The organism is Nevskia sp. (assembly GCF_051860985.1).
Classification (GTDB): domain Bacteria; phylum Pseudomonadota; class Gammaproteobacteria; order Nevskiales; family Nevskiaceae; genus Nevskia.
In genome coordinates this window covers 99,883-125,044 of the sequence record NZ_JBIMKV010000013.1, presented here as the reverse complement: position 1 = coordinate 125,044, position 25,162 = coordinate 99,883, and the positions used below count along the sequence as shown (strand labels likewise).

Genomic DNA, 25,162 nt, shown 5'->3' with positions numbered 1-25,162 from the left:
GGTGCGTAACGCGTCAACTTGTTCATGGCTTCATCCTCTCAAGGTTTGAAGCCTCCGAGAAAGACGGGGCGGTTCAGTCAGCGAGAATCTCACCGGCCTTCCAACCGCGACCGCGGTAGCGGAAAAGATTCGTGCTCAGATCCATGCTGAGTTGCGTCTGACCGCTTCCGCTGGGGTCGCCCCAAACAAGTTCTTAGCCAAGCTTGCATCTGACTGGAACAAGCCCGATGGCCTGTTCGTAATTCGACCCAAGAGAGCGCAAGCGCTGATCGCGCCACTGCCAGTGGGGAGAATTCCTGGTGTGGGCCCAGTCCTGGAAAAGAAGCTTGCGACTCTGGGCATTTTCCTAATTGCCGATCTTCGCGCAGCGGACCTTGCTCTGCTTCAAGATCGATTTGGAAAGTACGGCCAGCGTCTCCACGAGCTTTCGCTCGGCATCGATGAACGACCTGTAAGTGCCGAACGTGAACGCGTATCAGTGTCGGCGGAGGATACTTTTCCCGCTGACCTGTCGCTTGACGAACTACCGCCGCACGTTAGACGAATGGCTGATCGAACGTGGGCAGCTGCGGCTAAGCTCGGAAAGCCGGCGTACACCGTCGTACTCAAGCTGAAGACCTCGGAGTTCCGGACGCTCACGAGAAGCTGGACCGGAGAGGCGGCTCTTTCATCGTCTGGCATGCTGGCTGATCGAGCAGTCGACCTCCTCGCGCGGGTCAATCTGCCGCCAGCGACGCGCTTTAGGCTTGTCGGGGTCGGTGCATCGAATTTCCGCGATCCGGAGGCCGATGCTCAGAGGAGCTTGATCTAGGGATTCTCTGATTTACCTCTCGAAGTTGCACGCTGTTTGCGTTTCAATCTGGAACGGACAGACGGATGACTTTGATGAAGCAACAGAGCCTGGGCAGTGGATTTGAGAAGTACGCGCGCACGACCAAACGGGCGCGCTTCCTGGAGCAGATGGACTCGGTGATGCCGTGGTCCTCGCTGTGCGAGGTGATCGAGCCGTATTACTTCAAGGATACCGGCAGCGGCGGACGGCCACCGATAGCACTGGAGCGGATGCTGCGGATCTACTTTCTGCAGCAGTGGTTCGATCTGTCGGACCCGGCGGCCGAGGAGGCCTTGTACGACTCGGCGTCGATGCGCCGTTTTGCGGGGATTGACCTGGGCCTGGAGGCGCCGCCGGACGAAACCACGATCTGCAAGTTCCGCCACCTGCTGGAGCGCAACACCCTGGGCAAGCCGCTGTTTGACCAGGTCCAGCGCTACCTTCAGGAGCAGGGCTTCAAGATCAGCAAAGGGACGATCGTGGATGCCACGATCATTGGCGCGCCGAGTTCGACCAAGCCCTGCTGGCCACCTCAAAGTGCACCACACCTGGCCGGACCAGAGTGCACCACGCGCGATGTGCGCATGGAGTGAAGGATATTCCAATATAGGTATAATCGCGTTGTTTCCTTCTAGGAGTCGGTCATGGGTCATCCAAGCGCCGCGCCTGCTGTACCCGTCGGTCAGATCAAGAGTTTCGGAGCCTTCGGTCCGAAGTATGAAGTCGGTGAGGCTCTGCGCGCCCTAGAAGACGGCGACTGGATGGTCGAGGTCACGCTTGTCGAAACCGGAGAGAAGGCCGAGTACCGACTCACGCACGTCAACGATGATCCTGAGGCGCGCTGATGTACGCAGTTGCTTTCGATCTGGTTGTTGCAGACACCCAAGCGCATCATCCGAAGGGCGTCACGCAAGCCTACGCTGAAATCGGCGCCATCCTGAACGAGCATGGCTTCCGCCGCGTTCAAGGCAGCCTCTACGTCAGCGACAACGAGGACATGGCGGTCCTCTTCCTGGCCATGCAGGCCCTAAAAGCACGTGCCTGGTTCCCGAAAGCGGTACGCGACATCCGGGCGTTCCGCATTGAGCAATGGTCGGACTTCACGGCGGTGGTCAAAGGCGCGCAGACATGACGGCTCAGGCGGACTCACCGGATCGAGTCAAGGCCGCGCTCGCCGAGCGGCTAGGCAGCGTCATCCGAGAGCGTGGGTGCTCGCAGGTGGAGGCAGCCCTTATCACCGGACTGCCGCAGCCAAAGCTGTCGAGCGTGTTAAGAGGGCAGCTTCACGGGGTCTCCGAGCGACGATTGCTCGATTGCCTGACCGCTCTCGGGCATGACGTGAAAATCGTCGTTACGCCAACGCGCAGGGGGCGTGAGGGCGCGCTGTCGGTGGTTGCGTAGCTGAGGGACCACAGCGCCCTCTGCGGTCGCCTTCCCGGTCAGAAGCCAGACCGGGTCGATTCGGAACAGGTCGTAGAGTCTGAGCAGCACCGCGGCAGGCATCTCGCGCTCACCGCGCTCGTAATTCGCGTAGGCCCTTGGCGAAAGCCCCAATGTATCTGCGAACTCGAATTGCGACTGGTATACCCACATGCGCACGCGCAGCAGACGATCTCCGAATCCTTCGCGGTCAACGTCGGTAGCGAGCTTGCTCATGTCGGCAGTATTGCACCGCGACACTGCTGGGCAACAGCTTGGCGGCGGTGCGCAGCATGCTGGCGATGACGAAACGCCGGTGGCCGGGGTGGTGCAGTTTGAAAGCGTCGGCGGTAGGTCCACTCGAACGCAGTGGTGCAGTTTGACCCGGCCACATCTGGTGCACTTTGGGTGGCCGCCAGGGACCAAGAATCAGCAACAGCAGCGCGATCCCGAGATGCACCAGACCAAGAAAGGCAACCAGTGGTACTTCGGCATGAAGGCGCACGTGGGTGTCGACAGCCGGACCCGGCTGATTCATTCGGTACAAGCCACGGCGGCGAACGTGGCCGACTGCCGGGTATTGCCGGAACTGCTGCACGGCCAGGAGACGCGGGTGTGGGGTGATCAGGCGTATCGCGGTCAGGGCAGCGTCATTCGTGAGAAGGCCCCGCAGGCGCTGGATTTCACCAACCGGCGCTACCGTCTCAAGGGCGTCATCGACGAATCAGAGCGGGCGAAGAACCGGACCAAGTCCAAGGTGCGCGCCAAGGTCGAGCACGTCTTTGCGGTGATCAAGCTGCGCTTCGGTTTTACCAAGGTCCGCTACCGCGGACTGGCCAAGAACCTGCACCGGCTGCAGGTGACCTGCGCGCTGGCCAACCTGTACCTGGCGCGCGCTCAATTGATGAAGCTGCAGCAGGCGTAATCCGCCTGCTGCACAGCGATTGAGGCCGAAAGGCCAAGAAACGAGGCATCCGAGGCGATCCAAGCACCCATAATTCGGATTTCTTATCGGCTTGGGGCGCCAGCCACCAGGTAAATCAGAGAATCCCTAGTTACCGGTGGCGGCCATCCAACCTGCGCCAATATTGGCTGGGTCAAATGCCCCATCCGATTGCTTGCTGCTCGATGCAGTAACGGCAGGAAAGCTGCCCTCGACTGTCTGCTTACTTGATCCTCAGGTATTGGTTCGTCCGGGCGAACAGCCGAAGCGAGTGTCCGAGTGTGCCATGAGCGGCCATCGGAGACTTCGGCACTCTCGCCCCAAGGCGCCTACGACTATCTGAACCTCTCGCAGTCAGTCAGAACGGTTGTAAGACAGCACTGACCGACTGCGAACAAACCCGGCAGCAGGGATTGTCTAGTCGGGCAAGGTGACGCCCGAGCCGCCCATTTCCGCCGGAAAGTCTTTCATCTTGGGCAAGCCGTCTCGGATGCTCAGCACTTTCTCGCCGTAGTTCACGTGAACGGCAGGGCGAAACGGAAGGCCCGGAATCACAGCCGCGTACACGTCCACCAGACCCATCGGCGGGTGATCGGAAAAAACATGCCCACCGCAGCTCTTGCACCACTTGCGAAAACTCGTCGGCGATTTATTGAAGGTGCCGATATGGTCTGCTCCCTTGGTCACCTTGAGCGCCTCGGGCTTCCACAGGGTGAACGCATTCACTGGCCCGGCGGACCAATGCCGGCAGGACTCGCAGTGGCAGTAGCCCATGGCCGCCGGCTCACCGCTCACGGTGAACTCGACAGCGCCGCAGAAACAACTTCCTTTGTGCTCACTCATGATTGCGCTCCTCGAATTCGTCCAAGTGTTCATTCCCAGGACTATTGAAAGATCGACCTCACCGCGACGCGGCGCATTTAGACTAATCGGTCTAGAGTTATTAGACCACCCGCCCGTCGTGTCGAGCCTTCATCGACGGCGCTCGGCTGGGGCGCGGGGCCTGCATCGTCTGCATGCCTGAAGGCGCAGTCGTCCGTCACTCAAGTACACGCAACGCCATCCGGATGATGTCGCCTAGTTCGTCGGGGCCGGGGTTGGTCTTGCACGAAACCATCAGGCCCGAGATCGTATTGAGCAGGAATCGGCCGGCCGACCGAGGATTGGCGTTGTTGCTGATCGCGCCGCTGGCCTGGCCGTTGGCGAAGGCGCGCGTAAGGGCATCTTCGGTTTCCTTGCGCGCGAGAAGCAGTATCTCCCGCAACTCAGGATCCTGCATCGCGATCTCCGTCATCGAGTTACCGATCAAGCAACCTTGACGACCCCTTGGGCTGGTCATGTAGGCCAGGAGCTGGGCGAAGGTCTTCTCGATTTCGGCACGCCCCGCGGCGTCCGTCGCCAGCGGGGACAGTAGGCCGTCCATCCCGGTGCCTGCATACCGTTGAACGGCGCGGATCAAGACTTCTCGCTTGGTGCCGAAGGCGTTGTAAAAACTTCCTCTGCAGATCCGCATGACCTTGAGCAGTTCGGGCAGCGTCGAGGTTTCGTAGCCCTTGCGCCAGAACAGGCGCATGGCTCGCTGGACCGCCATCTCTTCATCGAACTCACGGGCACGTGACACGGACGCTCTCCAATTGAACCGCCCTCAAAGGATCGTCGAAGTTTGAAGGGTCGACGCAAAACCGGGAAGGTCGAGGGGTGACAGACGGTCGCATAGAGCGAGTCGTCGTTTCTTTATAAACCAAATGGTTTACTTCACTTAGACCATGTAGTCTAATTGACGGGCAGACCGCGTTCTCGCGCGCTGAGACTGCAACACACCGAATCCGCCCGCCGGCTCGATATTCCAGCCGCACCAGCGCCCTGCGGGCGGACCGGCTATGCCGGGTCCCTTTCGATGACAGGATGTAAATCATGACGATTGTTTCGCAGCGCGTTTGGGGGCTGGCCTTGATGTGTGTGACGTTGCCCAGCTACGCCACGATGGGCGTCTTCGCCGGGGGCAATGGCATCAAGTCACTGGGCATGGGGGGCGTCTCCTACAGCTTTGCGGCCGAGACCACTGCGCTTAGTGGAAACCCAGCACATGCACTGGGTCTGGGCAGCCGCTACGACGTCGGATCCGATTTTTTCTATGCGCAAGCGAATGCCACGATCTCGGGCAATGCCATCGCGGCAGACAGCACTGCCAATTCCGACGGGCGGAGCTACTACATGATCCCGCAGGCTGGCTTTACTCGGCGACTGAATGAAAGGTGGGCCTTCGGGATGTCCATGCTCAGCGCGGGCATCGGCCCGGATTACGACGGTAGTCCTTTCGCTCGCTTCGGCGGCAATCCAGATCGAGCCAGTCTTCAGCTTGCATCGACCAGCCTGGATAGCGTGCTCGCCTACCGCCTCAGTCCTTCCGTCGATGTCGGGCTGAGCCTCAACTCCGGATATCAGGTTTTCTCAGCCAAGGGGTTGGAATTTCTGGACAACGCCATGGTGTCTTCGTCGCCAGGGGATGTGACCAACCAAGGCAAAGACGGCGTGTTCACGCTCGGCGCCTCGGCGGGTGTCCTGTGGCGAATCAATTCGTGGCTGACGGCAGGGGCCTCCTACCGGAGCAAAAACCACAATGACAAGCACAAGGACTATCGTGGGTTGATCGCGGGAGGAGGAAGGCTGGAGCTGCCTGCCATCTACGGCGGCGGCTTTTCGATCCAGGCATCACCCAGGACCACGATTGCCATCGAAGCGCAGCGCTACGAATATGGCAATGAAGAAGCGTTTGGCAATGGCCTTGATCGGCTGGAAGCGGGTGTGCCGCTGGGAGCGCCAAATGGCGCGGGCTTCGGTTTCGATGATCAAAACGTCTACAAGCTTGGGGTTTCTTTCGATGTGTCGTCGAGACTGACCGTCCGCGGCGGCTACATCTACGGCACCAACGTGGTGACCGAGCAGAACACCTTATTCGCGTTCCTGGGGCCGGTGACGTTGCAGGAGCAATTCAGCGTCGGCGCCACCCACCACTGGGATCATTGGGAACTCAGTGCCTACGGCAACCTTTCACCGCGCAGGACGGTGAAAGGAAAGGACTCGATCCCAGACGGGTTCGGTGGGGGAGAAGCGGACATCGAGAATAAAATCATTGGAGCCGGTTTCTCGGTGGGCCGGCGTTTTTAGAAACTCCTAGAGAATCGCAATGGAGTCCGGTTCAGACGGCCGGTCAGTTGCGGTTGCTGATGGCCGCTTTGGGCTGGTTCTTGTCGCTCAGAAGCGGTACAGCCGAATGGCAGCGTTGCGTGCTCCACCGCAGTCCGAGTGTGGTCCTGACGCCGGAGCGCATTAGAGGTCTCTCAAAAGCTGGTACCACTATTTCTGGCCTGATGGCTGAGGCAGAGGAACTACTCGGCCGGTGTTCGATTCGTGGCTATCTCTATAGCGTTGCAGGTCGGCAAGCGCCGTGAAGAGCTTGGATGTAACCGATGCGAGCAAAGCTCGCTGCGATGCTAGCTCGGATCGACAGACCCGCAGCCGTGCTCGCGTGTACATTAACGCAGACGCCTTCCGATCACGCTGAGTTCGGACCCCCTTTCCAATTTTCTCTCTGATTAGCTCCGCAATGTCTGGATACCGCGTATGGATAGTGGAAGGCGCGATGCCAGCTTCCACGGCCACGCTGCTGATCGAAAGCCGTGCGTTCTTAGGAACTTTGGAGGCTCGCCCCTTCTCGATCCTCAGAATCGCCAGTCGAAGGTCCTTGGTGCGCGAATCTTTCCTGCTCACAGATAGCCCCCGCTACTTGCCGTCTTCACTATTCGCCGATAAGCGCAGCTCGGCCACACTGGTTCCGAGCGGTTCGAGAATCCTGTCGAAGCTATCGAGGCTGCGTCTCACGAGGTCGGCCCCGCTTGGACCACAGTCGGAAAGTCGCTCGACCTCCAGCATCTGTAGCGCAAGGCCCGTCCATACTTTTTTGTGCTCCTCGGCGACCACCGCCCCGTCGCAGTCAGCGCAATGGGTCGCGTCGTAAAGGCCTTGGCCCCCACAGGTAGGTAGGCCACTTGAGATGCACCAACTATGGCCCGTGGATCGGAGAACGACGCCTTCTGCGAGGCCCTTGGTAAGGTCGGCGAGTCGCTTGGGAGTCGCACCGCGAAACTCGGGCTTCTCGCGTTCGCCCGATATGTGACGGCCCGCCTTTCCACTGAGCGTAGTTCCCGGCGTCAACCAGTTGGCTACTACTGCTGTCTTGTGCAGCAGCATCTCGTTCGCGATTTCATCGATTAACTCTTTCTCGCGCTCGTCGTGCATCGCGTATAACTGCGTTGTCTCGATTGACCAGTGCTGAAAGTGTTGCTTGAGATACCTGAGATCGCCGGCGCACTGGTGGGTCACCGTGACCGCAAATGTTCTCCGCAGGACGTGAATGGAGAGGGGGCATGTCAGGCCCGCGCGCCGTGACATTGTCTGAATCCAATACCGCGCACCGACGCGCCCGACGACATTGCCGGCACCTCGCCCGTTTCCACGGGGCACAACGATGAATAGGTGGTCTTGCGAGTACGACAGCCGGGCAAGCGACCTGATCAAGCTCTTCCTGCCGGGAGAGTTGGCGCCCAGCGCTGCCAGCTCGGCCTGCATTGTTTTGATTTTCTGGGCGAGATGATCTCGTCTGTCCTTGCTGAGGTTCTCCAAAATTCTGATGATCTCCCCTACGCGGCGTGGCGCCATCCAGACAGCGGCTTCGGCACCTTTCTTCCGCATTTTGAATGTGCGGCCTCTTAGCCAGCCAATCACTCTGCCCTCGATCTCGGTCTCGTAGTAGCACCCCGCGCGCAGGTCCAGAAGTTCGCTGATACGCAACCCCACGAGCAGGCCTAGTTCAATGAATGCTGCGGCCATGCACTGCGTCAAGCCCGTGCCTATCTCTGCCAAAGGCATTCCCTGGCTGACCGCATAATTGGCCAGATCTTTCCGATAGCGCGCGTGTCCGGATTGGAGGCCGCGGTTATCTCGCCGCCACGCCTCGACCCGTAGGTGGAGGGGATAGAGTGAATCGAATTTGGATAGGCAGTCTTCGCAAGCAAGGAATAGCGATGTCGACTGGGTATCCGAGAGTGCCTTTGTCCGGGGGCGCCGTGGTCCCCGGTTTATGTAGTCGGACATGAAGCTGAGATCTCCGCGTTCCAGCGGAGCGAAGGTCATCGAGTCGGAGATGTGTTGTCGCATGTCCCATGCGAGCGAAAGCACCGAGAGGGCCCCGTGCAGTCCGAGCGGGCTTCTCGCCTTCAGCCCAGCCTTGCGTTTTACCTTGGAGTCCTTTAGCAGGGTCGCGTAGCTTTGGACGTGAATCGGTCGAACATCCGCGAAGCACGACAGGCCGATGCTTGCAAGGTACTTTGTCAGGTGAAGAATCTTCGGGATGGTAGAGACGACGGTGGTTGTCTCGGGCGCCCCTTGGCCGGGTCTGCCGTACCGCCAGTACGCGATCACCAACTCAAGCACAGAATCGTGCCAGCCGGAGGGGATGGAGGCGGTGCGGAGCTTCGCCTCCGGATGCCACGTGCGGCAGTGGTAGGAGAAATCGATGACGGCGTCGCCGTAACGAGATAGGACGTCAAAGGTGCCGCTCTCGTCTGGACAGAACGTCACGGGGTTCTACCCCATTTTCACGGACGGTTTGGTAAGAGCTAGAAACTGCTGATCTCGCTTGGCGACTCTTCGTCGCATTCGAGGATTGTGGAACCGCTCGATGTAGTCAAACACGTCGGCTTTGGCGGCATTCAGCGTCGGGTACTGATGCCGGTGGATCCGTTCGCGCTTGAGCATGCCGAAGAAGCCTTCGCAGGCTGCGTTATCGCCACAGTGACCGACAGCGCTCATCGAACACAGCAGCGTGTTCTGCTTCAGGAACCGCTGGTAGTCGCCGCTCTGGAATTGACTGCCGCGGTCCGAATGCAGAATGACGGTGCACTGGCCATGCCGCTGCCAGACCGCCATCTCGACAGCCCGGATCACCATCTGCCGATCTTGCCGGTGATGCATCGACCAGCCGATGACGAGCTTGCTGAACAGGTCGAGCACGACGCACAGGTACAGCTTGCCTTCGTCGGTTTTGAGTTCGGTGATGTCGGTCACCCACTTGGTATCCGGCTCCAGAGCCGTGAAGTCGCGCTCGAGGTGGTTGACGACGTCGGGTGCCGGCTGACTCGGCCGACCACGCATCCCGCGCCGCTTCTTCCGCGGCCAGCCCTGAAGCCCGTGCTGCGCCATCAGCCGCGCAACCCGGTTCAGGCTGGCGGTCTCCCCTTCGGCCACCAGATCCTCCTGCATGCGCGGTGCGCCGATCGTCTGCCTGCTGTCCTCATGCAGTTCACGGATACGGCCGAGCAGCCGATCATTGTCCACGGCACGAGCGCTCGGCAGCCGCTGCTCCCACGCGTAGTAGCCACTGGCCGACACCCGCAGGCACCGACACATCAGACGAACAGGAAAGTCATTGCGGCAACGCCGGATCGCCTGAAACTTCAGGACGACTCCCTGGCAAAGAACGTCGCCGCTTCGCGCAAAAAATCCCGCTCCTTCTTCACCCGCGCCAGCTCGCGCTTGAGCTTGGCCAGCTCCTCGTCACGGGCGGTCCCGGTCCCGGTGAACGCCGGGGCCTGAGCCTCCGCTTCACGGCGCCAGCGGGTCAGCAGGTTGGCACCGATGCCCAGCTCCCGCGCCACCTGGGCGCAGCTAACACCAGGCTGCTGCACCTGCTCGACAGCTCCTTGCTTGAACTGCGTGCTGAACTTCCTTCGCTTCGACATAGACACTCCTTGTGGCCAGTATCGGCCTTCTCGAAAGTGTCCGTAGAAACGGGGTAGAACCCTCGTCGCGCATGCGGACCCAGAACGGGTGCGGGTTGTGTCGAGCACGGTCCCTAGCGGATATCGCCTTTGGCCCGAAGATCGATGGAATGACTTCGTCCATCACCCTGATCGCAAACCTCGTCATCCCAGAGATGGGCATGTGGCGCAGCTTTTCGGCATTGCGTTGCAGCAACCAATAGAACGAGTAAAGGCGCCATAGGTCGTCGTCATCACCTGACACGCAGTGATTCGGACACTTGAAACAATGGAGCCACCGTTGGCAATGTGTTACCCCGTCATTGGGCGCGTAGCGCCCTTTTTTGGTATCGCTGCATTTCCCCAGTGGCGTCTTCTCGGCGGAAGCTGGGGTGCCGTTGCGCAGACGGTTCTCATACGTGTGAAGTGCCGCCGCAAATTCAGTCGCGGCGTCAGGCGGCGCGGACAGGTAATGGATCGCCGCGGTCAACGGACTGTTGTTGAGAAGCTTCGCGACGACGAATGGGTCGCCTCCGGATAATTCGTAGGCTCTCGATGCAAGCGTCGCTCGTATTCTGCGCAAGTTGATTCGCAGGGGCTTTCCGTCGTCTCCCGTTATGGCATATCGCGCCGCCAGCCTCTGATGAATGCACGTGGAAACATCGGCGTTTGTTAGAGGAACCGACTGTCCGGCACGTGCGCTTGCTCGGCTTCCAAGTGGGGGGCGCAAGAATGCGTAGTGCTTGTGCTGAACGTCCACCAAGTCAACGGCGGGGGCCGTTTTGGCGAGAACTTCGCGATACAACGTGACAAGATCGGTGGGCACCGTGGCGAACTGATCAACGAGTTCGGACCATTTCGCTGAAGCCTTCACCGTCCTCAGGGCTCGCAGTTTGTACCCGACCAAGAGCCAGTAATCCTTTCGAAGCGGATGAGGGCGAATCGCATCGCGGCTGAGTTCTAGCAACGGAGTGGCATTGAAGCCTGATCGGAATGCAATCAGCAGGAAATACACGACGAGTTCCTCGAGAGGGGCTAGCACGGATGTCCCAGCGCGAATGCTCTGCAAGTCCTTGGCGAGACAGCCCAGGAGTTCTGACCGCTCCCTGCGCGAATAGGGCAGTGTTGCTCGCTGCGCGGCTTTCGTTTTCGGGAACGGGTTTGGTGGTCGGATTTCCGCAAGCGGCTTCGAGAGTCCGATCTGAGATGCGAACTTCAGGAACAGCAGAAATCTCTGAAAAACCTTTGCAGCTGTCGTGTAGTTCAGACGCTGGCGCAGATCAGCAGCCAGCCGTAGGGCTAGATCGGGGTCGATGTCATTGAAAGTCAAAGGCCTGCCAAGCGACGCTGCGGCTTCAACTAGCCATGGGAAGATTTGGCCTTGAAATGTGCGGACGAGCCCTGAAACGGACGAGGGGCTGTAGACCTTGTCGCGCAATGCTTGCGCAGCGACCAGCTGCAGGCCCCTGGTTATCGGATCGATCCCGCGTCCCAGGAATGGCTCTAGTTCGAATGTCGTCCCGCGGGACCGAGCCGAGTCGGGAACTACGATGATGTCAGCCACTGGTCGAGCCTCCGGCGAGGAGGGCTGTCAGGTCATTCTGATATTCGTCCATGATTGATTCAGCCACGGCATCGACGTAATGCAAGTACTTTTCGGTGGTCTTTACCGACGAATGGCCCAGCCGGTCGCGAATGTAGAGCAACGCATTGCCGACATTGCGCGACTTCGCTAGCGCCGCCAGCATGTGCGTCGCGTAGGTATGGCGGAGCATGTGTGGGTGGATTTGCAAGCCGGTGGCGCGGCTAGTTCCGCGATAGATCGACCAGACCGTCTTTCGGTCGAACGGTCCTCCATCCTCGGTCAAGAACAGCGCCGCCGAGCCAGACGTACTGAACGCCGCTCGCTGGGCGCGCTCGAGATTCCGGTAGGCCCAAAGCTGGGCCATCACGTCGCGATGGACGTGGATCGTTCGTTCGACGTTGCCCTTGGTTCGCATCTCGTTCGGGCGTAACGCGATCGCGAAGTACTGTCGGCGGTGCGGCAGGGTGTGCGGATCTGCGAGGTACGTGACGGGGAAGGTAACTAGCTCCTCCGTTCGAATGCCCGTGTCGAGTTGCAACTTCGCCATCAGCCGATGGCTTTTGTTCTTCAGCGCGACCAGGAACGATGAGACCTCGCCAACTGATAGCACCTTTAGTTGGCGGCGCGACGCTTTGAACTTCACGTCGGCGACGGCTTTGGTGGTCGGCGGCGTGACGGCGTGGGACAGAAAGTCGTTGCGACCCCCGATCTTCCGTTCTTCGAACCCGAAAGGCAGTTCTGCGATCCATCCGCGACGGTGGGCAAAGTCATAGAAGCGTACGATCAGGTCCAATCGGGCATTGATCGTGTCGACCTCGTGCTGCTTCTCCTCAAGCGCCCAGGTGCGGTAATCCGCTACCAGCGATGGCTGCCCCTGGATACGGGGTTCCGACCAGCTTCGCCCCTGTGCTTCTAGAAAGCTGAAGAAGTCCTTGAACGAGTAGCCGTACGCCTGCCACGTCTTTCGCGACTGGGCCCGAGCCCGGTGCAAACAGCAATGGACCAGAAACTGGAATACCGGTTCTAGGGGCTCGCCTGAATCGAACAGCAGCAAGGGGAAGCCCTCTCTGGCAATTCCCCCCAGGCGCAAGTCGCCTGTTGACCATACCAACTGCATGTCGCGCCTCGAATCTCTGAGAAAAAGACCAGAGTTCCAGACGTTTCAGGTAATGCAACACCCGGCATGCGACTTTCCATGTCGACATGGACGATCTTGCGGACGGCCGCTCCGGTCACGCCGGCAGCGACCGCCGCAGCGCCGCCGGATCGCGCCCGACCCGCCGGCAGGCCCGTGCCGCCAGGCCATCGGTCAGCGCCGCCCGGAACAGCGGCCCCAGCGCGTTCAGGCTGCGCGCCGCTGCGGCATCGCGCAGCCGCAGCGCCGGCCCGCGCTCGATGCGGCCGGCCGCCCAGTCCGGCAGCAGGGCCGCTCCGGCGCCGAGGAACAGGTGCTTCGACACCCCGGATACCGGAATCGGCAGCCGGATGCCGTCCAGCACCCGCAGCACTTCGCGGGAGCGGGCACTGAAGCGCAGCGCGCCCTGCACGTCCGCGAAATAGCGCTCGACCTCGGCGACCGATACCGGCACGTCGGTCGCCCCCAGCGCCTCGGCAACCCGGGCGTTCTCGGCGTAGTAGCGATCCTGCAACGGCCGGGGCAGCGCCGGATTGGCATACCGCAGGTAGCCGCGCAGGAAGCTCGACACCTCGGTGACGTGCACCCAGGTCAGCAGCGCCGGATCGTTGGCGTGGTACGGCCGGCCGTCCTCGGTGACGCCATGGACCTGGTCGTGGATGCGGCGCACGCGGGCGATCAGGCGCTCGGCCTCCGACACCGGCGCGTAGCTGGTGCCGGCGACGAAGGCCGTGGTGCGGCGCAGCCGGCCGACCAGATCGGCGCGGAAGTTCGAGTGATCCCAGACGCCGGCGAGCGCCGTCGGATGCAGGGTCTGCAGCATCAGCGCCGCAATGCCGCCGGCCATCATGGCGGGAAAATCGCCGTGCACGCGCCAGGTGACCGAGTCCGGGCCGAACAGCCCGGGATCGCCGAGCGGCTGGTCGTACTCGATGGCGAGCTTTTCATCGCGCGGGAAGACGCTGACCACCCAGTCGCGCAGGCGCTTCTCGATCGGGGCCGTCAGATGCTGTTGCAGGAACCGCTTCGGATTGGGCATGGCAGCCAGTCTACGGGCGCTCAGAGCCGCAGTGCGGCGACCCGTTCGGCATTGGCCGCGGCGATCGCCCGAAACGCCGGCGTGACCCGCGCATCGGTGGCCAGCCGCTGCCAGAACTGCACGGCCACCGGCTGCGCGGCGCGGCCCTGATCCAGCGCGCGGGTCAGCGGCGAGCGCGGCTCGAACGGCGGATCACGCACCTCGCCGCGCAGCGGGGCGTAAAGCATCGGCAGCATGTCGTAGCTCGGCGCCAGCCGCAGCGGCCAGCGACCGTCGAACAGCAGGCTCAGGTTGCCGTAATGCATGTCGCTGTTGGCGATCAGCGCACCAAACGCGGACAGCCAGGCAATCCGGTCGGCGTCCTCGGCCGACAGCAGCCGCTGGCCGACCAGCGCCAACGCCGATGGATGCCAGCCGGCCCGGCCACCGACGAACTGGTCATCGACCGCCGCCAGCGAAATCAGCCCCTGACGGCCGTGAAGCCCGATGCGATCGAAGCGCTCGACTTCGAGAAACATCCGCCCGCCGGCCTCGAAGGCCTGACTGCGGGCCGCCGTGATGCCGGCCGCGCCAATGCAATCGGCTGCCAGGCTTTCGGCGATCAGCAGATCGGCCCAGCGCAGGCCGGACGGCGTGTCGAGCGGCTCGGAAAACTTGACCAGCACCGGTCGCGGATCGCTGTCGGCATCCGCCGCCAGCGCTGTGAACTTCGGCTGCTCGCCACCCGGCGACGAACCGCCGACCTCGCCAGCCAGCGCTGCAGCCGCAAGCGCCGGGTAATCGGCGCGGCTGACCTGCGCCGGCGCCGCTTGCGCCTGCAGGCGGCGCAGCGATTCGGCACCGACGATCAGATTGCCGACCGCGTCTTCGCCGCGCTGGGCCATCCAGTACAGCGACTGGTCGGTCGACCAGTCCGACAGCCTTGCCGGCAGGCCCAGGTCTTCAGCACCGGTCGCCAGCGCCCGGCCGATGAAGCCCTGCGGGCGCATGTCGTCGAGGAACCAGGGCAGATCGTCGTAAACCGCCGACGTGCCGCCATCGAGCGACTGGTACCAGACGCCGCCGTGCAGCACCGCCAGCAGGCCGATCTCGCTGGCGCGCCCGTCGGTGTCGATCCGGTACACCGGCAGATCGCCTTGCAGTGCCCGGATCGCCCGGCGCAGGCCGTAGCGCACAGCCCGGCCCCGCCCCAGCACGATCACTGGCGGCGTGTGGCGTGCGAGCAGACGCGACACCGTGGGCTGGCTGACGGCCAGGCGCTCGGCGATTTCCGCTGCCGTGCGCGGACCTGCCATCAGGAAAGGGAACAGGCGGTCTTCCATGCCATCAGCATAGAAGATTGAATAGATTATGAATAGATTTGAATTTTTTAAATCACTGTATGAATAGTGATTTTCTGAAAATTTACCTGCTCGGTGAATAGATGACTGACGATCGGCAAGCGCTCAATCCGCCGGCAGGTTCTCGATCGCCAGCGGCTGCAATGCGTCAGCCGGCGTGAAGCCGAGTACACGGCCGTAGAAGTACAGCTCGGCTTCGAGACTGCGCTTGATCGCCGCAGCGGCGCGAAAGCCGTGGCCTTCGCCTGCGAACGGCACATAGGCCACGGGCCGGCCGCGCCGCTTCACCGCGTCGAACATCAGCTGCGACTGGTTCGGCGGCACCACCTTGTCGTCCAGCCCCTGGAACAGGATCACGGCGCTGTCGATCTGCGCCACCGCATGTACCGGCGAGCGCGCCTGGTACAGCGCCTTGGCCTCCGGATAGGGGCCGATCAGGCTGTCGAGATAGCGCGATTCAAACTTGTGGGTGTCGCGGGCCAGCACTTCCAGATCGCCGACGCCGTAATAGCTGGCGCCGGCCTTGAACACGCCGGGCCGGAAGGCCAGCGCGCCGAGCGTGGTGTAGCCGCCGGCGCTGCCGCCGCGGATCGCCAGCCGGGCGCCGTCGACCCGCCCCTGCGCGACCAGGTACTGCGCGGCATTGACGCAGTCGTCGATGTCGACCACGCCCCAGCGGCCGTTGAGCCGACGCCGGTAGTCGCGGCCGTAGCCGGAGGAGCCGCCGTAGTTGACGTCGACCACGGCGAAGCCGCGCGAGGTCCAGAACTGGATCGTCGGATTGAATGTCGGCGTGGCCTGGCTGGTCGGGCCGCCGTGGCTGAGCACGATCAGCGGCGGCTTTTCGCCTTTGGGCCCGGCAAACGCGCGGTTGGTCGCCGGGTAGAAGAAGGCGTGGGCGCTCAGACCGTCGGTGGTCGGAAAGACGATCGGCTGGGCGCTCGACAGGTATCCGTCATCGACCTTCAGGCTGCTGCCCCGGCGCAGGATCTCGAACTGGCCGGTCTTCAGGTCCAGCCTCACCAGCGAGCGCGCCTCGGCCGGCGAGCCGCCGAGAAAGGCGATGAAGCCGTCGCCGACCCGCAGTTCCTTGATCTCGCGGAACGGCGTGGCGATCTCGCGCTGATGGCCGGTCTTGAGATCGATCGCGACCAGCCCGGCCACGCCGTTGCGGATCGGCGCGGCGATGATCAGACCGTCCGGCGTGAAGCCGTAGCGGCTCATGCCGAATTCCCACTGCGGCTCGCCGAATTCGGCCTCGGCCTTGACGATCAAACGGCTCTTGCCGGCGCGCCAGCCGTAGAGGTTCCACCAACCGCTGCGGTCGGAGGCGTACACCAACTCGCCATCGGGGGACCAGGCCGGCTGGAACACCGATTCGTCGGCGCCACCGGCCACCGTGACCACGCCGGTGACGAAGCCGTCGTCGTCGAACTGGCCGACCGACAGCACGGTGCCGTCCCAGGGCATGTTCGGATGCCGCCACGACAGCCAGGCAAGCTGGCGGCCATCGGGGCTGAGCTTCGGTGATGAATGGAAATCGGCGCCGGAAACCAGCGTGCGGATCGTGTGCTCGCCTTCGAGGCCGATCGCCACCAGGGTGTTGACCGGTTCGGCGCCATCCGCCGGATGCGCCTCGCGGACCGCGATCAGCCGCGCGCGCGGCGCATCGACCACGGCATCGGCGAAACGCGCGCCGGGTTCGCCGACAAAGGCCTGCGGCGGGCCATCCGGCGGCTGCAGGTACAGCGCCTGATCCTTGAAATTGGCGAAATAGGCGATGTCGCCAGCGACCGTGAAGCTGCCGCCACCGTATTCATGGGCGCCGGTGCGGACGTTGAAGCCGGCCGGCGTCATCTCGTCGAGGAGGCCGTCGGCGCGCCGGCGCATCAGCACGTTGCGGCCGGCTTCCGCAGGCCGGCCCTCGACCCAGTAGATCGCCTGGCCGTCGATCGCGATCTGGCCGAGCTTGAGGCTGTCGGCGACGATGGCATCGGAGCTGATCGGCGAGGCCCAGCTGCCATACGGCGCGAGCTTCGGGGCAGCGTCGGCGCTGCTCATCGCCAGTACCGCGTACAGCGGAAGCGGCAGCCGCCGCAGGAAAGCCCCAACGCGCATGCCGCCGCCTCAGTGTTCATCGCCGTCAGTACAGCAGGCGGGTCCGCAAGGTGCCGGAGATCGCGGCGAGCTGATCCTTGAGCTTCTCGGCCTGCTGGTCGGCGGCGGCGATGTCGATCACCACGTAGCCGATGTTGCCGCTGGTCTGCAGGTACTGGCCTTCGATGTTGACGTCGCCGGCCGAGAACAGCTCGTTGATCCGGCTCAGCATGCCCGGACGGTTCTCGTGGATGTGCAGCAGGCGGTGGCTGTTCGGATGCTCGGGCAGCGACACTTCCGGGAAGTTGACCGCCGAAAGGGTCGAGCCGTTGTCGCTGTAGCGGACCAGCTTGGCCGCCACCTCGATGCCGATGTTTTCCTGCGCTTCCAGGGTCGAGCCGCCGATGTGCGGCGTCAGGATGACGTTGTCCATGCCGATCAGCGGCGACACGAACCTGTCGTCATTGCCCTTCGGCTCGACCGGGAACACGTCGACCGCCGCGCCGCCGACCTGCCCGCTCTTCAGCGCTTCGGCCAGCGCGTCGATATCGACCACGGTGCCGCGCGAGGCGTTGATCAGCAAGGCTCCCCGCTTCATCGCGCTCAGTTCCGGCTTGCCGAACATCAGCTTGGTCGCCGGGGTTTCCGGCACATGCAGCGAGACGATGTCGGAACGGTGCAGCAGGTCGTTCAGGCTGGCGGCCGGCGCGGCATTGCCAAGCGCCAGCTTGGTTTCGATGTCGTGGAAGATCACTCGCAGGCCCAGGCTTTCGGCCAGCACGCCGACCTGGGTGCCGATGTGGCCGTAGCCGATCAGGCCCAGCGTCTTGCCGCGCACTTCGAAGCTGCCGACGGCGGTCTTCGACCAGCCGCCGCGATGGCATTCGGCGTTCTTCTCGGGGATGCGCCGCATCATCATGATCGCCTCGGCGATCACCAGTTCGGCCACCGAGCGGGTGTTCGAGTACGGCGCGTTGAACACCGGAATGCCGCGCGCCTGGGCGGCGTCGAGATCGACCTGGTTGGTGCCGATGCAGAAGCAGCCGATGGCGCCCAGGCGCTTGCCTTCGGCGAGCACGGCGGCGGTCAGCTGGGTGCGCGAGCGGATGCCGACCATGCGGGCATCGGAAATCGCCTTGATCAGCGCGGCTTCCGACAGCGATTTCTCGTGGAACTCGATGTTCGTGTAGCCGGCGGCGCGGAAGGTTTCGACGGCGGTCTGGGACACGCCTTCGAGCAGCAGGATCTTGATGTCCTGCTTGGGGAATGAAGTCTTTTTCATGATGTCCGGCATCGACCGCGGTTGTGCGGCGCGCAATTCTGCCAGCACCGGGGGCCGGGGGTCAGCCGCCGATCGCAGGCAGCCGCATGAACGCGTTGGTTCAGCCGAAGATCACCACGCTCTGCCGGCTCAGCACGGCCGCCCGGCCATCGCCATCGAACAGGGTGGCGGTCTGGGCGCCGTAGCCATCGGCCGCCGAGGTCACGGTGGCATCGATCAGCCACGGCGCGGCCGGTGCGTCGACATGGGCACGCAGGAATTCCAGTGTCCAGGTCAGCGAGCTGGCCGGGCTCGGCCGGCGCAGCAGCGACAGCGCCGGCGATGGAATCGAATCGGCCAGCGCGATCACGGTCGCTTCATCGACCACGGTGGCCTCGCGCAGCTCGGCCCACACCTGGAAGCTCGGCCGGGCGCCGCCGCAGTACGGGAACGCGCCGTCGGCCCAGCGCATCCGGAACATCTTCAGGAACGGCGGCGTGATGCCGGCCACGAACGGCAGCTCGGCCGATTGCGCCGCGGGCCGGGCTGCGGCCACCGGCGGCGTGTCGATGGCGATCGTCGACGGCCGCGCCGATCCGAACACCGCCACCATTAGGCAGGCGAGCTGGCTGCCGTCGTAGAGCCGCGCCTCGGCGTGCACGGTGCTCTTGCCGGCCCGCAGCAGCTGGGCTTCGACGCGGATCTCGCCGGCCGGCAGCGGGGCGATGAACGTGGTCTGCAGGGTCCGCAGCGGCAGCGGCTCGGCCAGCCGGGCACGCATCGCCCGCACGCCGAGCACCGCCTGCAGCCCGCCGAACACGCTGCGGCCCTGCAGCCAGGCATCGCCGATGCGGGCGATACCGCTGGCATCTTCGACAACGGCAGGAAACGCCAGGGGCGTCAGGCAGGTCATGGATCGGAAAGGAATTTCAGGCGGCGCCAGCAGCGGCAGGCACGCATGTTGCACCGCGACACCCGACCCTGCAAAGCGGCGGTGACCAAGGCCCGGCATCGGTGCGGCGTTGACAGAATCTTTCACGACCGTCGCGCATGATCCGCCGCCGCAAGCGCCGGGTAGCCGGTACCGGGCCATCCCGGCTGACGACTCGATCATCGACTTCACCGACTTGACGGCGGTGTACAATTGTTGCAGCGCACACACCGGTCACGCCGGACCGCGCGATCGGCCAAGCCGGCCCGGACGGCCCAAGCCACCCCCTGTCCCCAGCGCCCGCAGCCTGCGCGGAGTGATGTCTTGAAGCCAACGCGGTCCCGCCCGATCACCCACGCTGACGCGCCGCGCGGCCTGCGGCAGTGCATGCGGGCGGCGCTTGCCTGCCTGCTGGTGCTGTGCGGCCCGGTGCTGGCGCTGACGCCTGGCAAGGCATTCCACAACTTCATCCGCGACAGCTGGTCGGTCGAACAAGGGCTGCCGCATATCGCCGCCGTGGCCATCGCCCAGGACGCCGAGGGCTACATCTGGATCGGCACGCCGACCGGCCTTGCCCGTTTCGATGGCGTGCGCTTCACCCACCACCTGGCGGCCGGCACGCCGGGTCTGCCCGGCGATGTCATCGAAGCGCTGCAGCTCGATGACCAGGGCCGGCTCTGGGTCGGCACCAGCACCGGCGTCGCCTGGTATCGCGACGGTGTGTTCACCGCCGTGCCGGCGGCGCCGCTGACGCCGACTGCCAACACCGAGATCACCGCGATCCTGACCAGCGCCGATGGCGCGCTGCTGCTGGCGACGCAGGGCGGGTTGTCGAGAGTCGTCGATGGCCAGCTGCGCCGCGATCCGCGCGTGGTCAGCCCGCTGCACGCGGCCATCGAGGCCGACGGGGCGCAGTGGCTGGGCAGCAACGGTGGCGTCATCGAGCTGCGCGACGGCAGCGCCCGCCTCGAACCGCTGCCCGGCCTGCCGGCCGGCGATCCGGTGCTGCATCTGGCGCTGTGCAACGGCGAGCTGTGGGCGGGTACCGGCAGCGGCCTGTTCCGGCGCAGTGGCGGCGGCTGGCAGCGCTTCGCCGATACCGCCGCGCTGGGCCGCGCGGCGATCGGCCTGATGTACGCGGACAAGGATGGCGACCTGTGGGTCGGCACCCACGGCGGGCTGTCGCGGCTGCGCGAGGGGCGGCTGGTCGAGCAGATCGACAACGACCGCATGGGCACCCGCTGGGACTTCCTCACCGCCTTCGAGGATCGCGAGAACAACCTCTGGCTCGGCAGCCGCACGCGCGGCCTGACCCGGCTATGGAGCGGCCTGACCACCCGCTACTCGACCCAGGAGGGGCTGCGTTCGTCGCAGGTCTGGGCGCTGGAACGCGATGCCGGCGGGCGCGTCTGGGTCGGCACCGATGCCGGCCTGAGCCTGCTGGTCGACGGCCATTTCACGCAGCCGGTGCCGACGCGGGCGCTGCCCGACCCGACCGTGCTCAGCCTGCTGGTGGAAGGCGACGATCTCTGGGTCGGCACGCTGAAGGGCGCGGTACTGCTGCGCCGGGGCCAGCCGGAGCCATTGCCGGCGCTGGCGGCGCTGGATGGCCTGCGCATCAACGGCATCCTGCGCGACCGCGCCCGGCGGCTGTGGTTTGCCACCTCCGACGGCCTGTTCCGCTACGCCGGCGGCGCGCTGACGCGCTTCGGCAAGGCCGAGGGGCTCGCCGATCCCAGCGTCCGCGTGCTGTACCAGACGCGCGACGGCCGCCTGCTGCTCGGCACCCAGTACGGGCTCGGCGAATGGACGCGCGATGCGGTGACGATGCTCGGCGCCAACAACGGCCTGCCGGGCGACCTGGACATCACCGCGATCCACGAACTGCCGGACCGGCGGCTGGTGGTCGGCACTGCCACCGAGCAGCTGTACGTATTCGAGGGCGGCCGCTGGACCGGCTTCGGCCACGCCCAGGGATTGCCGACCAACACGCCGTTCCGGCTGTTCGACGATGCCCGCGGCTACCTCTGGGTGGCCGGCCTGCGCGGCCTTTACCGCGCGCCGCTCGATGACCTGCGGCGCACCGGCAGCGGCCAGCCGCAGCGGGTGCGCGCGGAGATCTACGGCAACGAGTTCGCGGTCCGCAGCACCGGACCGCGCGCCGAGTGCTGCAACGGCACCGGCAACAGCAAGGGCTTCATGGATCGCGGCGCGCTGTGGCTGCCGACCCGCGACGGCGTGCTGGTGGTGCCGACCGAGACGCTGGCCAGCAACCAGGTGCCGCCGACGGTGCGGATCGAATCGGTGCAGGTCGGCGACGCCTGGATCGGCATCGAGCCGTTCCTCGCCATGCGGCTGCCGGCCCGGGTGCGCGACCTGAGCTTCAAGTTCTCGGCCCTGAGCTTCCAGGACCCGAACGCCGTTCAGCTGCAGTACCGTCTGCGCGGCTACGACACCGACTGGCGGCCGGTCCGCGACCAGCACAGCCGCCACGCCGACTACACCAACCTGCCGCCGGGCGATTACGTGTTCGAGGTTCGCGGCGCCAACAACGCCGGCATCTGGAGCCAGGCACCGGCCAGCGTGCCGTTCCGGATCAAGCCCCGGCTGCACGAGACTAGCTGGTTCTACGGCCTCGCCGGGCTGGCGCTGCTGCTGGCCGGCTTCGCCGCCCATCGCTGGCAGCTGCGGGCACTGGAACATCGCCGGGCGGCGCTGGAGCGCATCGTCGCCCAGCGCACCGATGCGCTAGCGCTGGCCAACCAGCAGCTGGAAACCGCGAGCTACACCGATCCGCTGACCGGCCTGCGCAACCGCCGCTACCTGCTGAACCAGCTGCCGCAGGATCTCGCCTTCTACCGCCGCAACGCGAAGGGCAACTACCAGGCCGACCACATCCTGCTGTTCCTGCTGGTCGACATCGATCACTTCAAGCGCATCAACGACAGCCACGGCCACGGCGGCGGCGACCGCGTGCTGCAGCAGTTCAGCGCGCTGCTCGGCGAACTGGTGCGCACCGGCGATTACGTGACCCGCTGGGGCGGCGAGGAATTCCTGATCGTGTCGCGGCCGCTGTCGCGCGAGCACGCGGTCAGCTATGCCTCGCGGATCTGCACCGTGGTGTCGGCCCACCCCTTCGATGCCGGCGGCCCGGAACCGCTGCAGCTGAGCTGCTCGGTCGGCTTTTCCGAGTACCCGCTGCACGCCACGCCTCAGTCGCTGGACTGGCAGGACCTCGTCGAGATCGCCGATCGCGCGCTGTACCACGTCAAGGAAACCGGCCGCGACGGCTGGGCTGCGTTCCTGTTCACGCCGACCACGCCGTTCCCGTCGCTGATCCAGCGTTTCAAGCGCGATCGCGGCGGCCTGCTCGCCGAAGGCGGCCTGCGGCTGCTCACCTCCCGCGATCCGCTGCCGGCGGATTCGCAGGCAGTGGCCGTCGAGTTCAAGGCACGGCCCTGAGCCGCGCCGCCGGACCAGCCGGCCGGCTGCATCCGCGCGCCGGGGACGCAGCATCCAAGCGGCACGCCCCCGGGAGTGGCACCGATGATCGAAGCGCTGCTGGTGATCCTGCTGCTGTTGCTGTTCGGCTGGCTGCTGGTCGCCGTGATCGGCGCCGTGTTCAGCCTGATCGGCTGGCTGCTGTGCGCGCTGCTGAGCCTGGTGGGTGGCCTGCTGTTGCTGATGCTGCTGGTGCCGATCGGCCTCGTCGTCGGGCTGATCCTGCTGCCGGTGTTCGGCCTGGTGCTGCTGCCGGCGGCACTGCCGGCCGTGCTGGTGCTGGCGCTGCTGGTCTGGCTGCTGAAGCCGGCGCGGCAGGCGGGCGCCTGAACCGCTCGCGCCGGGCGGCCGGGCGGCTCAGTCCGGCCGGTTGCGCATCCAGTCGGCGGTATCGAAGAACGAGCGCAGCAGCTGGTTCTTGACCGCGTCCGGCCACGGCTGACGGCTCAGCGCCTGCTGCATGCAGGACAGCCACTGGTCACGCTCCGAGGTGGCGATCGGATATGGCAGATGCCGGGCCCGCAGCCGGGGATGGCCGAAGCGTTCGATGTAGTGATCCGGTCCGCCGCTCCAGCCGCACAGGAACCAGAAGAACTTGTCGCGCGAGCCTTCCAGCGCCGCCGGGTGCAGTGCCCGAATGCCGGCGGCGAACGGTTCCGCGTCCATCAGCGCGTAGAAATCATCCACCAGCTTGCGGATGCCCGGCTCACCGCCCAGGGTCTCGAACAGGCTTGGGGTCGGCGTCTCGGTCATCGGTTTGTCGGCAGCCATGCGGGGCTGCAATCATACGGCCGGTGCGGTGGGCACACGGGGGTTGCCGCTGGTCAGCAGGCACCGGTGTTCCATCGGATGGCGCGGGGTGGAGACGCTGCAGGTCGCTACCGTCCGGTCGCACAGAACAGCATCCAAGGGAGTTCCACAGAATGTTTGGCACCGGCAAGAAGGCAGACAAGAAGCCCGCTGAATTCAGCATCACGCCTCGCGACCAGGCACCGGAACTGCTGGTGGTGGCGCCGGAGGCGATGCTCCGCGACCGCGAGCTGCTGACCGGCGATGCCCTGCAACTGCCGGTCGGTCAGCGCAGCGCGGTGGTGTCGCTGCTCGATCCCGGCATCGCCGGCGGCGTGGCCAGCCCGTTCGTGCTGAGCCTGTTCAACCATCCGCTCGATCTCGATCCGTTGGCCGACAAGGTGATCGCCGCCCGCGCCGCCGGTTTCGAGACGGTGCTGGTGGTGGCGATCAATCCAACCCAGCTGGTCGCGCTCGGCCAGTGGCTCGACAAGCGCGCCGCCGCCGGCCGGCTGCAGGGCATGCGGCTGATGATCGCCTCGGACCTCGACGGCGTCTCCCGGCAGCTGCCCGGCCGCCTGAAGCCGGTGACCGAAGACAACGTGATCCGCATGCCGGCGACCACCGAGGTCGACAACCCCACGTTCAAGAACTTCTTCGTGTTCAGCCCGGAACTGCATGCGCTGGTGGCGCGCATCCGCGGCTTTGCCGCCAACGGCATCTCGCGCGCCTGCCTGCTGGGCGGTCCCGGCTCCGGCAAGACCACGCTCGCGTACTACTACTACCTGCAGCGCGCCAAGGGGAAGTTCGTGTCGGTGAACCTGGCCGCCGAGAGCGTCGGCGACAAGGCGGCGATCAAGTCGCTGCTGTGCGGCCACGTGTCCGGCGCGTTTCCTGGCGCCGGCGCCCGCACCGGGGCGTTCCAGCACGCCCGCGATGGCGTCTGCTTCCTTGACGAAAGCCACGAGATCAACGGCGCGGTCATGGAAGTGCTGATGGAAGCGCTCGACAACGGCCAGTACCTGCCCTACGGCGCCTCGGCCAAGCAGCCGCTGGAATGCGCGGTGCTGTACGCCACCAACCGTTCGTGGACCCACCTGATGAACTCGGTGAACCTCGACCAGTTCACCCGCCTCGGCGCCTCGACCCTGCAGGTGCCGGAGCTGTCGAAGCGCGAAGAAGACATGATCGCCGTGGTCGCGACGGCCCTGGCCAAGATGGTCGGCCGCTGCACCAACTGGGTGGCGCCGACCGGCCTGTCCAGCGAGGCCTGGGGCGTGATCCGCGACTGCCGCTGGCACGGCAACATCCGGGGCCTGGTCCGCGTGCTGGAGTCGGCCTTCGTCGACACCGCCACCCTCAAGGGCGGCGACAACCTGATCCGCGCCACCGAGATCGAGGCCGGCATCCAGCTCTGGGAACCGAAGTCCCACCACAGCCACCAGATCTATTCGGTGGCCTGAAGCCGTGCC

At 64.6% G+C, this 25,162-nt stretch carries 20 protein-coding genes and 4 pseudogenes; 11 read left to right on the top strand and 13 right to left on the bottom strand.

Going from position 1 to position 25,162, the window contains the following annotated elements:
• Nucleotides 1-115 precede the first annotated feature (115 nt).
• The 6 genes and pseudogenes from ACTIGJ_RS14075 to ACTIGJ_RS14050 form a co-directional block, all read left to right on the top strand.
• Nucleotides 116-430 (top strand): annotated as a pseudogene (locus ACTIGJ_RS14075) (DNA polymerase thumb domain-containing protein); the annotation flags it as partial.
• Between the two features lie 48 nt (nucleotides 431-478).
• Nucleotides 479-811, top strand: a complete 333-nt coding sequence (locus ACTIGJ_RS14070) for a DinB/UmuC family translesion DNA polymerase (protein WP_439640956.1) — start codon at nucleotides 479-481, stop codon at nucleotides 809-811.
• A gap of 74 nt (nucleotides 812-885) precedes the next feature.
• Nucleotides 886-1,350, top strand: a pseudogene (locus ACTIGJ_RS14065) (IS5 family transposase); the annotation flags it as partial.
• A 126-nt stretch (nucleotides 1,351-1,476) separates the two neighbouring features.
• Nucleotides 1,477-1,677 (top strand): DUF5397 domain-containing protein, encoded by a 201-nt coding sequence (locus ACTIGJ_RS14060; protein ID WP_439640949.1) that lies wholly within the window; start codon nucleotides 1,477-1,479, stop codon nucleotides 1,675-1,677.
• Nucleotides 1,677-1,964: a virulence factor gene (locus tag ACTIGJ_RS14055; RefSeq protein ID WP_439640948.1), complete on the top strand. Its 288-nt coding sequence runs from the start codon at nucleotides 1,677-1,679 to the stop codon at nucleotides 1,962-1,964. The genes ACTIGJ_RS14060 and ACTIGJ_RS14055 overlap by 1 nt, the downstream gene beginning before the upstream one ends.
• Nucleotides 1,922-2,125, top strand: a pseudogene (locus ACTIGJ_RS14050) (XRE family transcriptional regulator); the annotation flags it as partial. The gene ACTIGJ_RS14055 and the pseudogene ACTIGJ_RS14050, both read left to right, overlap by 43 nt.
• Here the strand turns inward: ACTIGJ_RS14050 and ACTIGJ_RS14045 are convergent.
• A complete protein-coding gene (locus ACTIGJ_RS14045; RefSeq protein WP_439640947.1) occupies nucleotides 2,102-2,488 on the bottom strand; it encodes a helix-turn-helix domain-containing protein in 387 nt (128 codons plus the stop codon). The pseudogene ACTIGJ_RS14050 and the gene ACTIGJ_RS14045 overlap by 24 nt on opposite strands.
• Before the next feature lie 169 nt (nucleotides 2,489-2,657).
• Between ACTIGJ_RS14045 and ACTIGJ_RS14040 the strand changes: the two are divergent.
• Nucleotides 2,658-3,176: pseudogene (locus tag ACTIGJ_RS14040) on the top strand (IS5 family transposase); the annotation flags it as partial.
• Between the two features lie 435 nt (nucleotides 3,177-3,611).
• Here ACTIGJ_RS14040 and ACTIGJ_RS14035 read toward each other — a convergent pair.
• Together ACTIGJ_RS14035 and ACTIGJ_RS14030 are read right to left on the bottom strand one after the other, a co-directional pair.
• Nucleotides 3,612-4,037, bottom strand: a complete 426-nt coding sequence (locus tag ACTIGJ_RS14035; protein WP_439640946.1) for a GFA family protein — start codon at nucleotides 4,035-4,037, stop codon at nucleotides 3,612-3,614.
• 196 nt (nucleotides 4,038-4,233) lie between these two features.
• Nucleotides 4,234-4,815 (bottom strand): TetR/AcrR family transcriptional regulator, encoded by a 582-nt coding sequence (locus tag ACTIGJ_RS14030; RefSeq protein ID WP_439640945.1) that lies wholly within the window; start codon nucleotides 4,813-4,815, stop codon nucleotides 4,234-4,236.
• Between the two features lie 293 nt (nucleotides 4,816-5,108).
• On the opposite strand from ACTIGJ_RS14030, the gene ACTIGJ_RS14025 reads away from it, so the two are divergent.
• Nucleotides 5,109-6,362 carry an OmpP1/FadL family transporter gene (locus ACTIGJ_RS14025; RefSeq protein WP_439640944.1) on the top strand — a complete coding sequence of 418 codons (1,254 nt, stop codon included), beginning with the start codon at nucleotides 5,109-5,111 and terminating at the stop codon, nucleotides 6,360-6,362.
• 615 nt (nucleotides 6,363-6,977) lie between these two features.
• Here the strand turns inward: ACTIGJ_RS14025 and ACTIGJ_RS14020 are convergent.
• The 9 genes from ACTIGJ_RS14020 to ACTIGJ_RS13980 form a co-directional block, all read right to left on the bottom strand.
• Complete coding sequence (locus ACTIGJ_RS14020) at nucleotides 6,978-8,834, bottom strand: tyrosine-type recombinase/integrase (RefSeq protein ID WP_439640943.1); 1,857 nt, start codon at nucleotides 8,832-8,834, stop codon at nucleotides 6,978-6,980.
• A gap of 6 nt (nucleotides 8,835-8,840) precedes the next feature.
• Nucleotides 8,841-9,994 (bottom strand): IS3 family transposase gene (locus tag ACTIGJ_RS14015; RefSeq protein WP_439640942.1). Its coding sequence is split into 2 segments (ribosomal slippage): nucleotides 8,841-9,757 and nucleotides 9,757-9,994, totalling 1,155 coding nucleotides; the frame shifts between segments, so codons are not numbered across the junction.
• The gene (locus ACTIGJ_RS14010; protein ID WP_439640941.1) at nucleotides 9,921-11,450 is read right to left on the bottom strand and encodes a hypothetical protein; all 1,530 of its coding nucleotides are present in this window, start codon (nucleotides 11,448-11,450) and stop codon (nucleotides 9,921-9,923) included. The genes ACTIGJ_RS14015 and ACTIGJ_RS14010 overlap by 74 nt, the downstream gene beginning before the upstream one ends.
• 118 nt (nucleotides 11,451-11,568) lie before the next feature.
• The gene (locus tag ACTIGJ_RS14005; RefSeq protein ID WP_420465435.1) at nucleotides 11,569-12,651 is read right to left on the bottom strand and encodes a tyrosine-type recombinase/integrase; all 1,083 of its coding nucleotides are present in this window, start codon (nucleotides 12,649-12,651) and stop codon (nucleotides 11,569-11,571) included.
• Between the two features lie 178 nt (nucleotides 12,652-12,829).
• Nucleotides 12,830-13,771 carry an oxygenase MpaB family protein gene (locus ACTIGJ_RS14000; RefSeq protein ID WP_439640940.1) on the bottom strand — a complete coding sequence of 314 codons (942 nt, stop codon included), beginning with the start codon at nucleotides 13,769-13,771 and terminating at the stop codon, nucleotides 12,830-12,832.
• 20 nt (nucleotides 13,772-13,791) lie between these two features.
• On the bottom strand, nucleotides 13,792-15,066 hold the full coding sequence (gene yjjJ / locus ACTIGJ_RS13995; protein WP_439640939.1) for a type II toxin-antitoxin system HipA family toxin YjjJ: 1,275 nt from the start codon (nucleotides 15,064-15,066) through the stop codon (nucleotides 13,792-13,794).
• A gap of 150 nt (nucleotides 15,067-15,216) precedes the next feature.
• The gene (locus ACTIGJ_RS13990; protein ID WP_439640938.1) at nucleotides 15,217-17,229 is read right to left on the bottom strand and encodes a S9 family peptidase; all 2,013 of its coding nucleotides are present in this window, start codon (nucleotides 17,227-17,229) and stop codon (nucleotides 15,217-15,219) included.
• Nucleotides 17,230-17,254: 25 nt separating this feature from the next.
• Nucleotides 17,255-18,490, bottom strand: a complete 1,236-nt coding sequence (gene serA, locus ACTIGJ_RS13985; RefSeq protein ID WP_439640937.1) for a phosphoglycerate dehydrogenase — start codon at nucleotides 18,488-18,490, stop codon at nucleotides 17,255-17,257.
• A gap of 100 nt (nucleotides 18,491-18,590) precedes the next feature.
• Nucleotides 18,591-19,382: a thioesterase family protein gene (locus tag ACTIGJ_RS13980; RefSeq protein WP_439640936.1), complete on the bottom strand. Its 792-nt coding sequence runs from the start codon at nucleotides 19,380-19,382 to the stop codon at nucleotides 18,591-18,593.
• Nucleotides 19,383-19,724: 342 nt separating this feature from the next.
• Here ACTIGJ_RS13980 and ACTIGJ_RS13975 point away from each other — a divergent pair, with 342 nt between their 5' ends.
• Together ACTIGJ_RS13975 and ACTIGJ_RS13970 are read left to right on the top strand one after the other, a co-directional pair.
• Nucleotides 19,725-22,862 (top strand): ligand-binding sensor domain-containing diguanylate cyclase, encoded by a 3,138-nt coding sequence (locus ACTIGJ_RS13975; RefSeq protein WP_439640935.1) that lies wholly within the window; start codon nucleotides 19,725-19,727, stop codon nucleotides 22,860-22,862.
• Nucleotides 22,863-22,946: 84 nt separating this feature from the next.
• Complete coding sequence (locus ACTIGJ_RS13970; protein WP_439640934.1) at nucleotides 22,947-23,231, top strand: hypothetical protein; 285 nt, start codon at nucleotides 22,947-22,949, stop codon at nucleotides 23,229-23,231.
• Nucleotides 23,232-23,258: 27 nt separating this feature from the next.
• On the opposite strand, the gene ACTIGJ_RS13965 is transcribed toward ACTIGJ_RS13970, so the two are convergent.
• The gene (locus tag ACTIGJ_RS13965; protein WP_439640933.1) at nucleotides 23,259-23,672 is read right to left on the bottom strand and encodes a group II truncated hemoglobin; all 414 of its coding nucleotides are present in this window, start codon (nucleotides 23,670-23,672) and stop codon (nucleotides 23,259-23,261) included.
• A gap of 152 nt (nucleotides 23,673-23,824) precedes the next feature.
• Here ACTIGJ_RS13965 and ACTIGJ_RS13960 point away from each other — a divergent pair, with 152 nt between their 5' ends.
• Nucleotides 23,825-25,153: a sigma 54-interacting transcriptional regulator gene (locus tag ACTIGJ_RS13960; RefSeq protein ID WP_439640932.1), complete on the top strand. Its 1,329-nt coding sequence runs from the start codon at nucleotides 23,825-23,827 to the stop codon at nucleotides 25,151-25,153.
• Nucleotides 25,154-25,162: the final 9 nt, after the last annotated feature.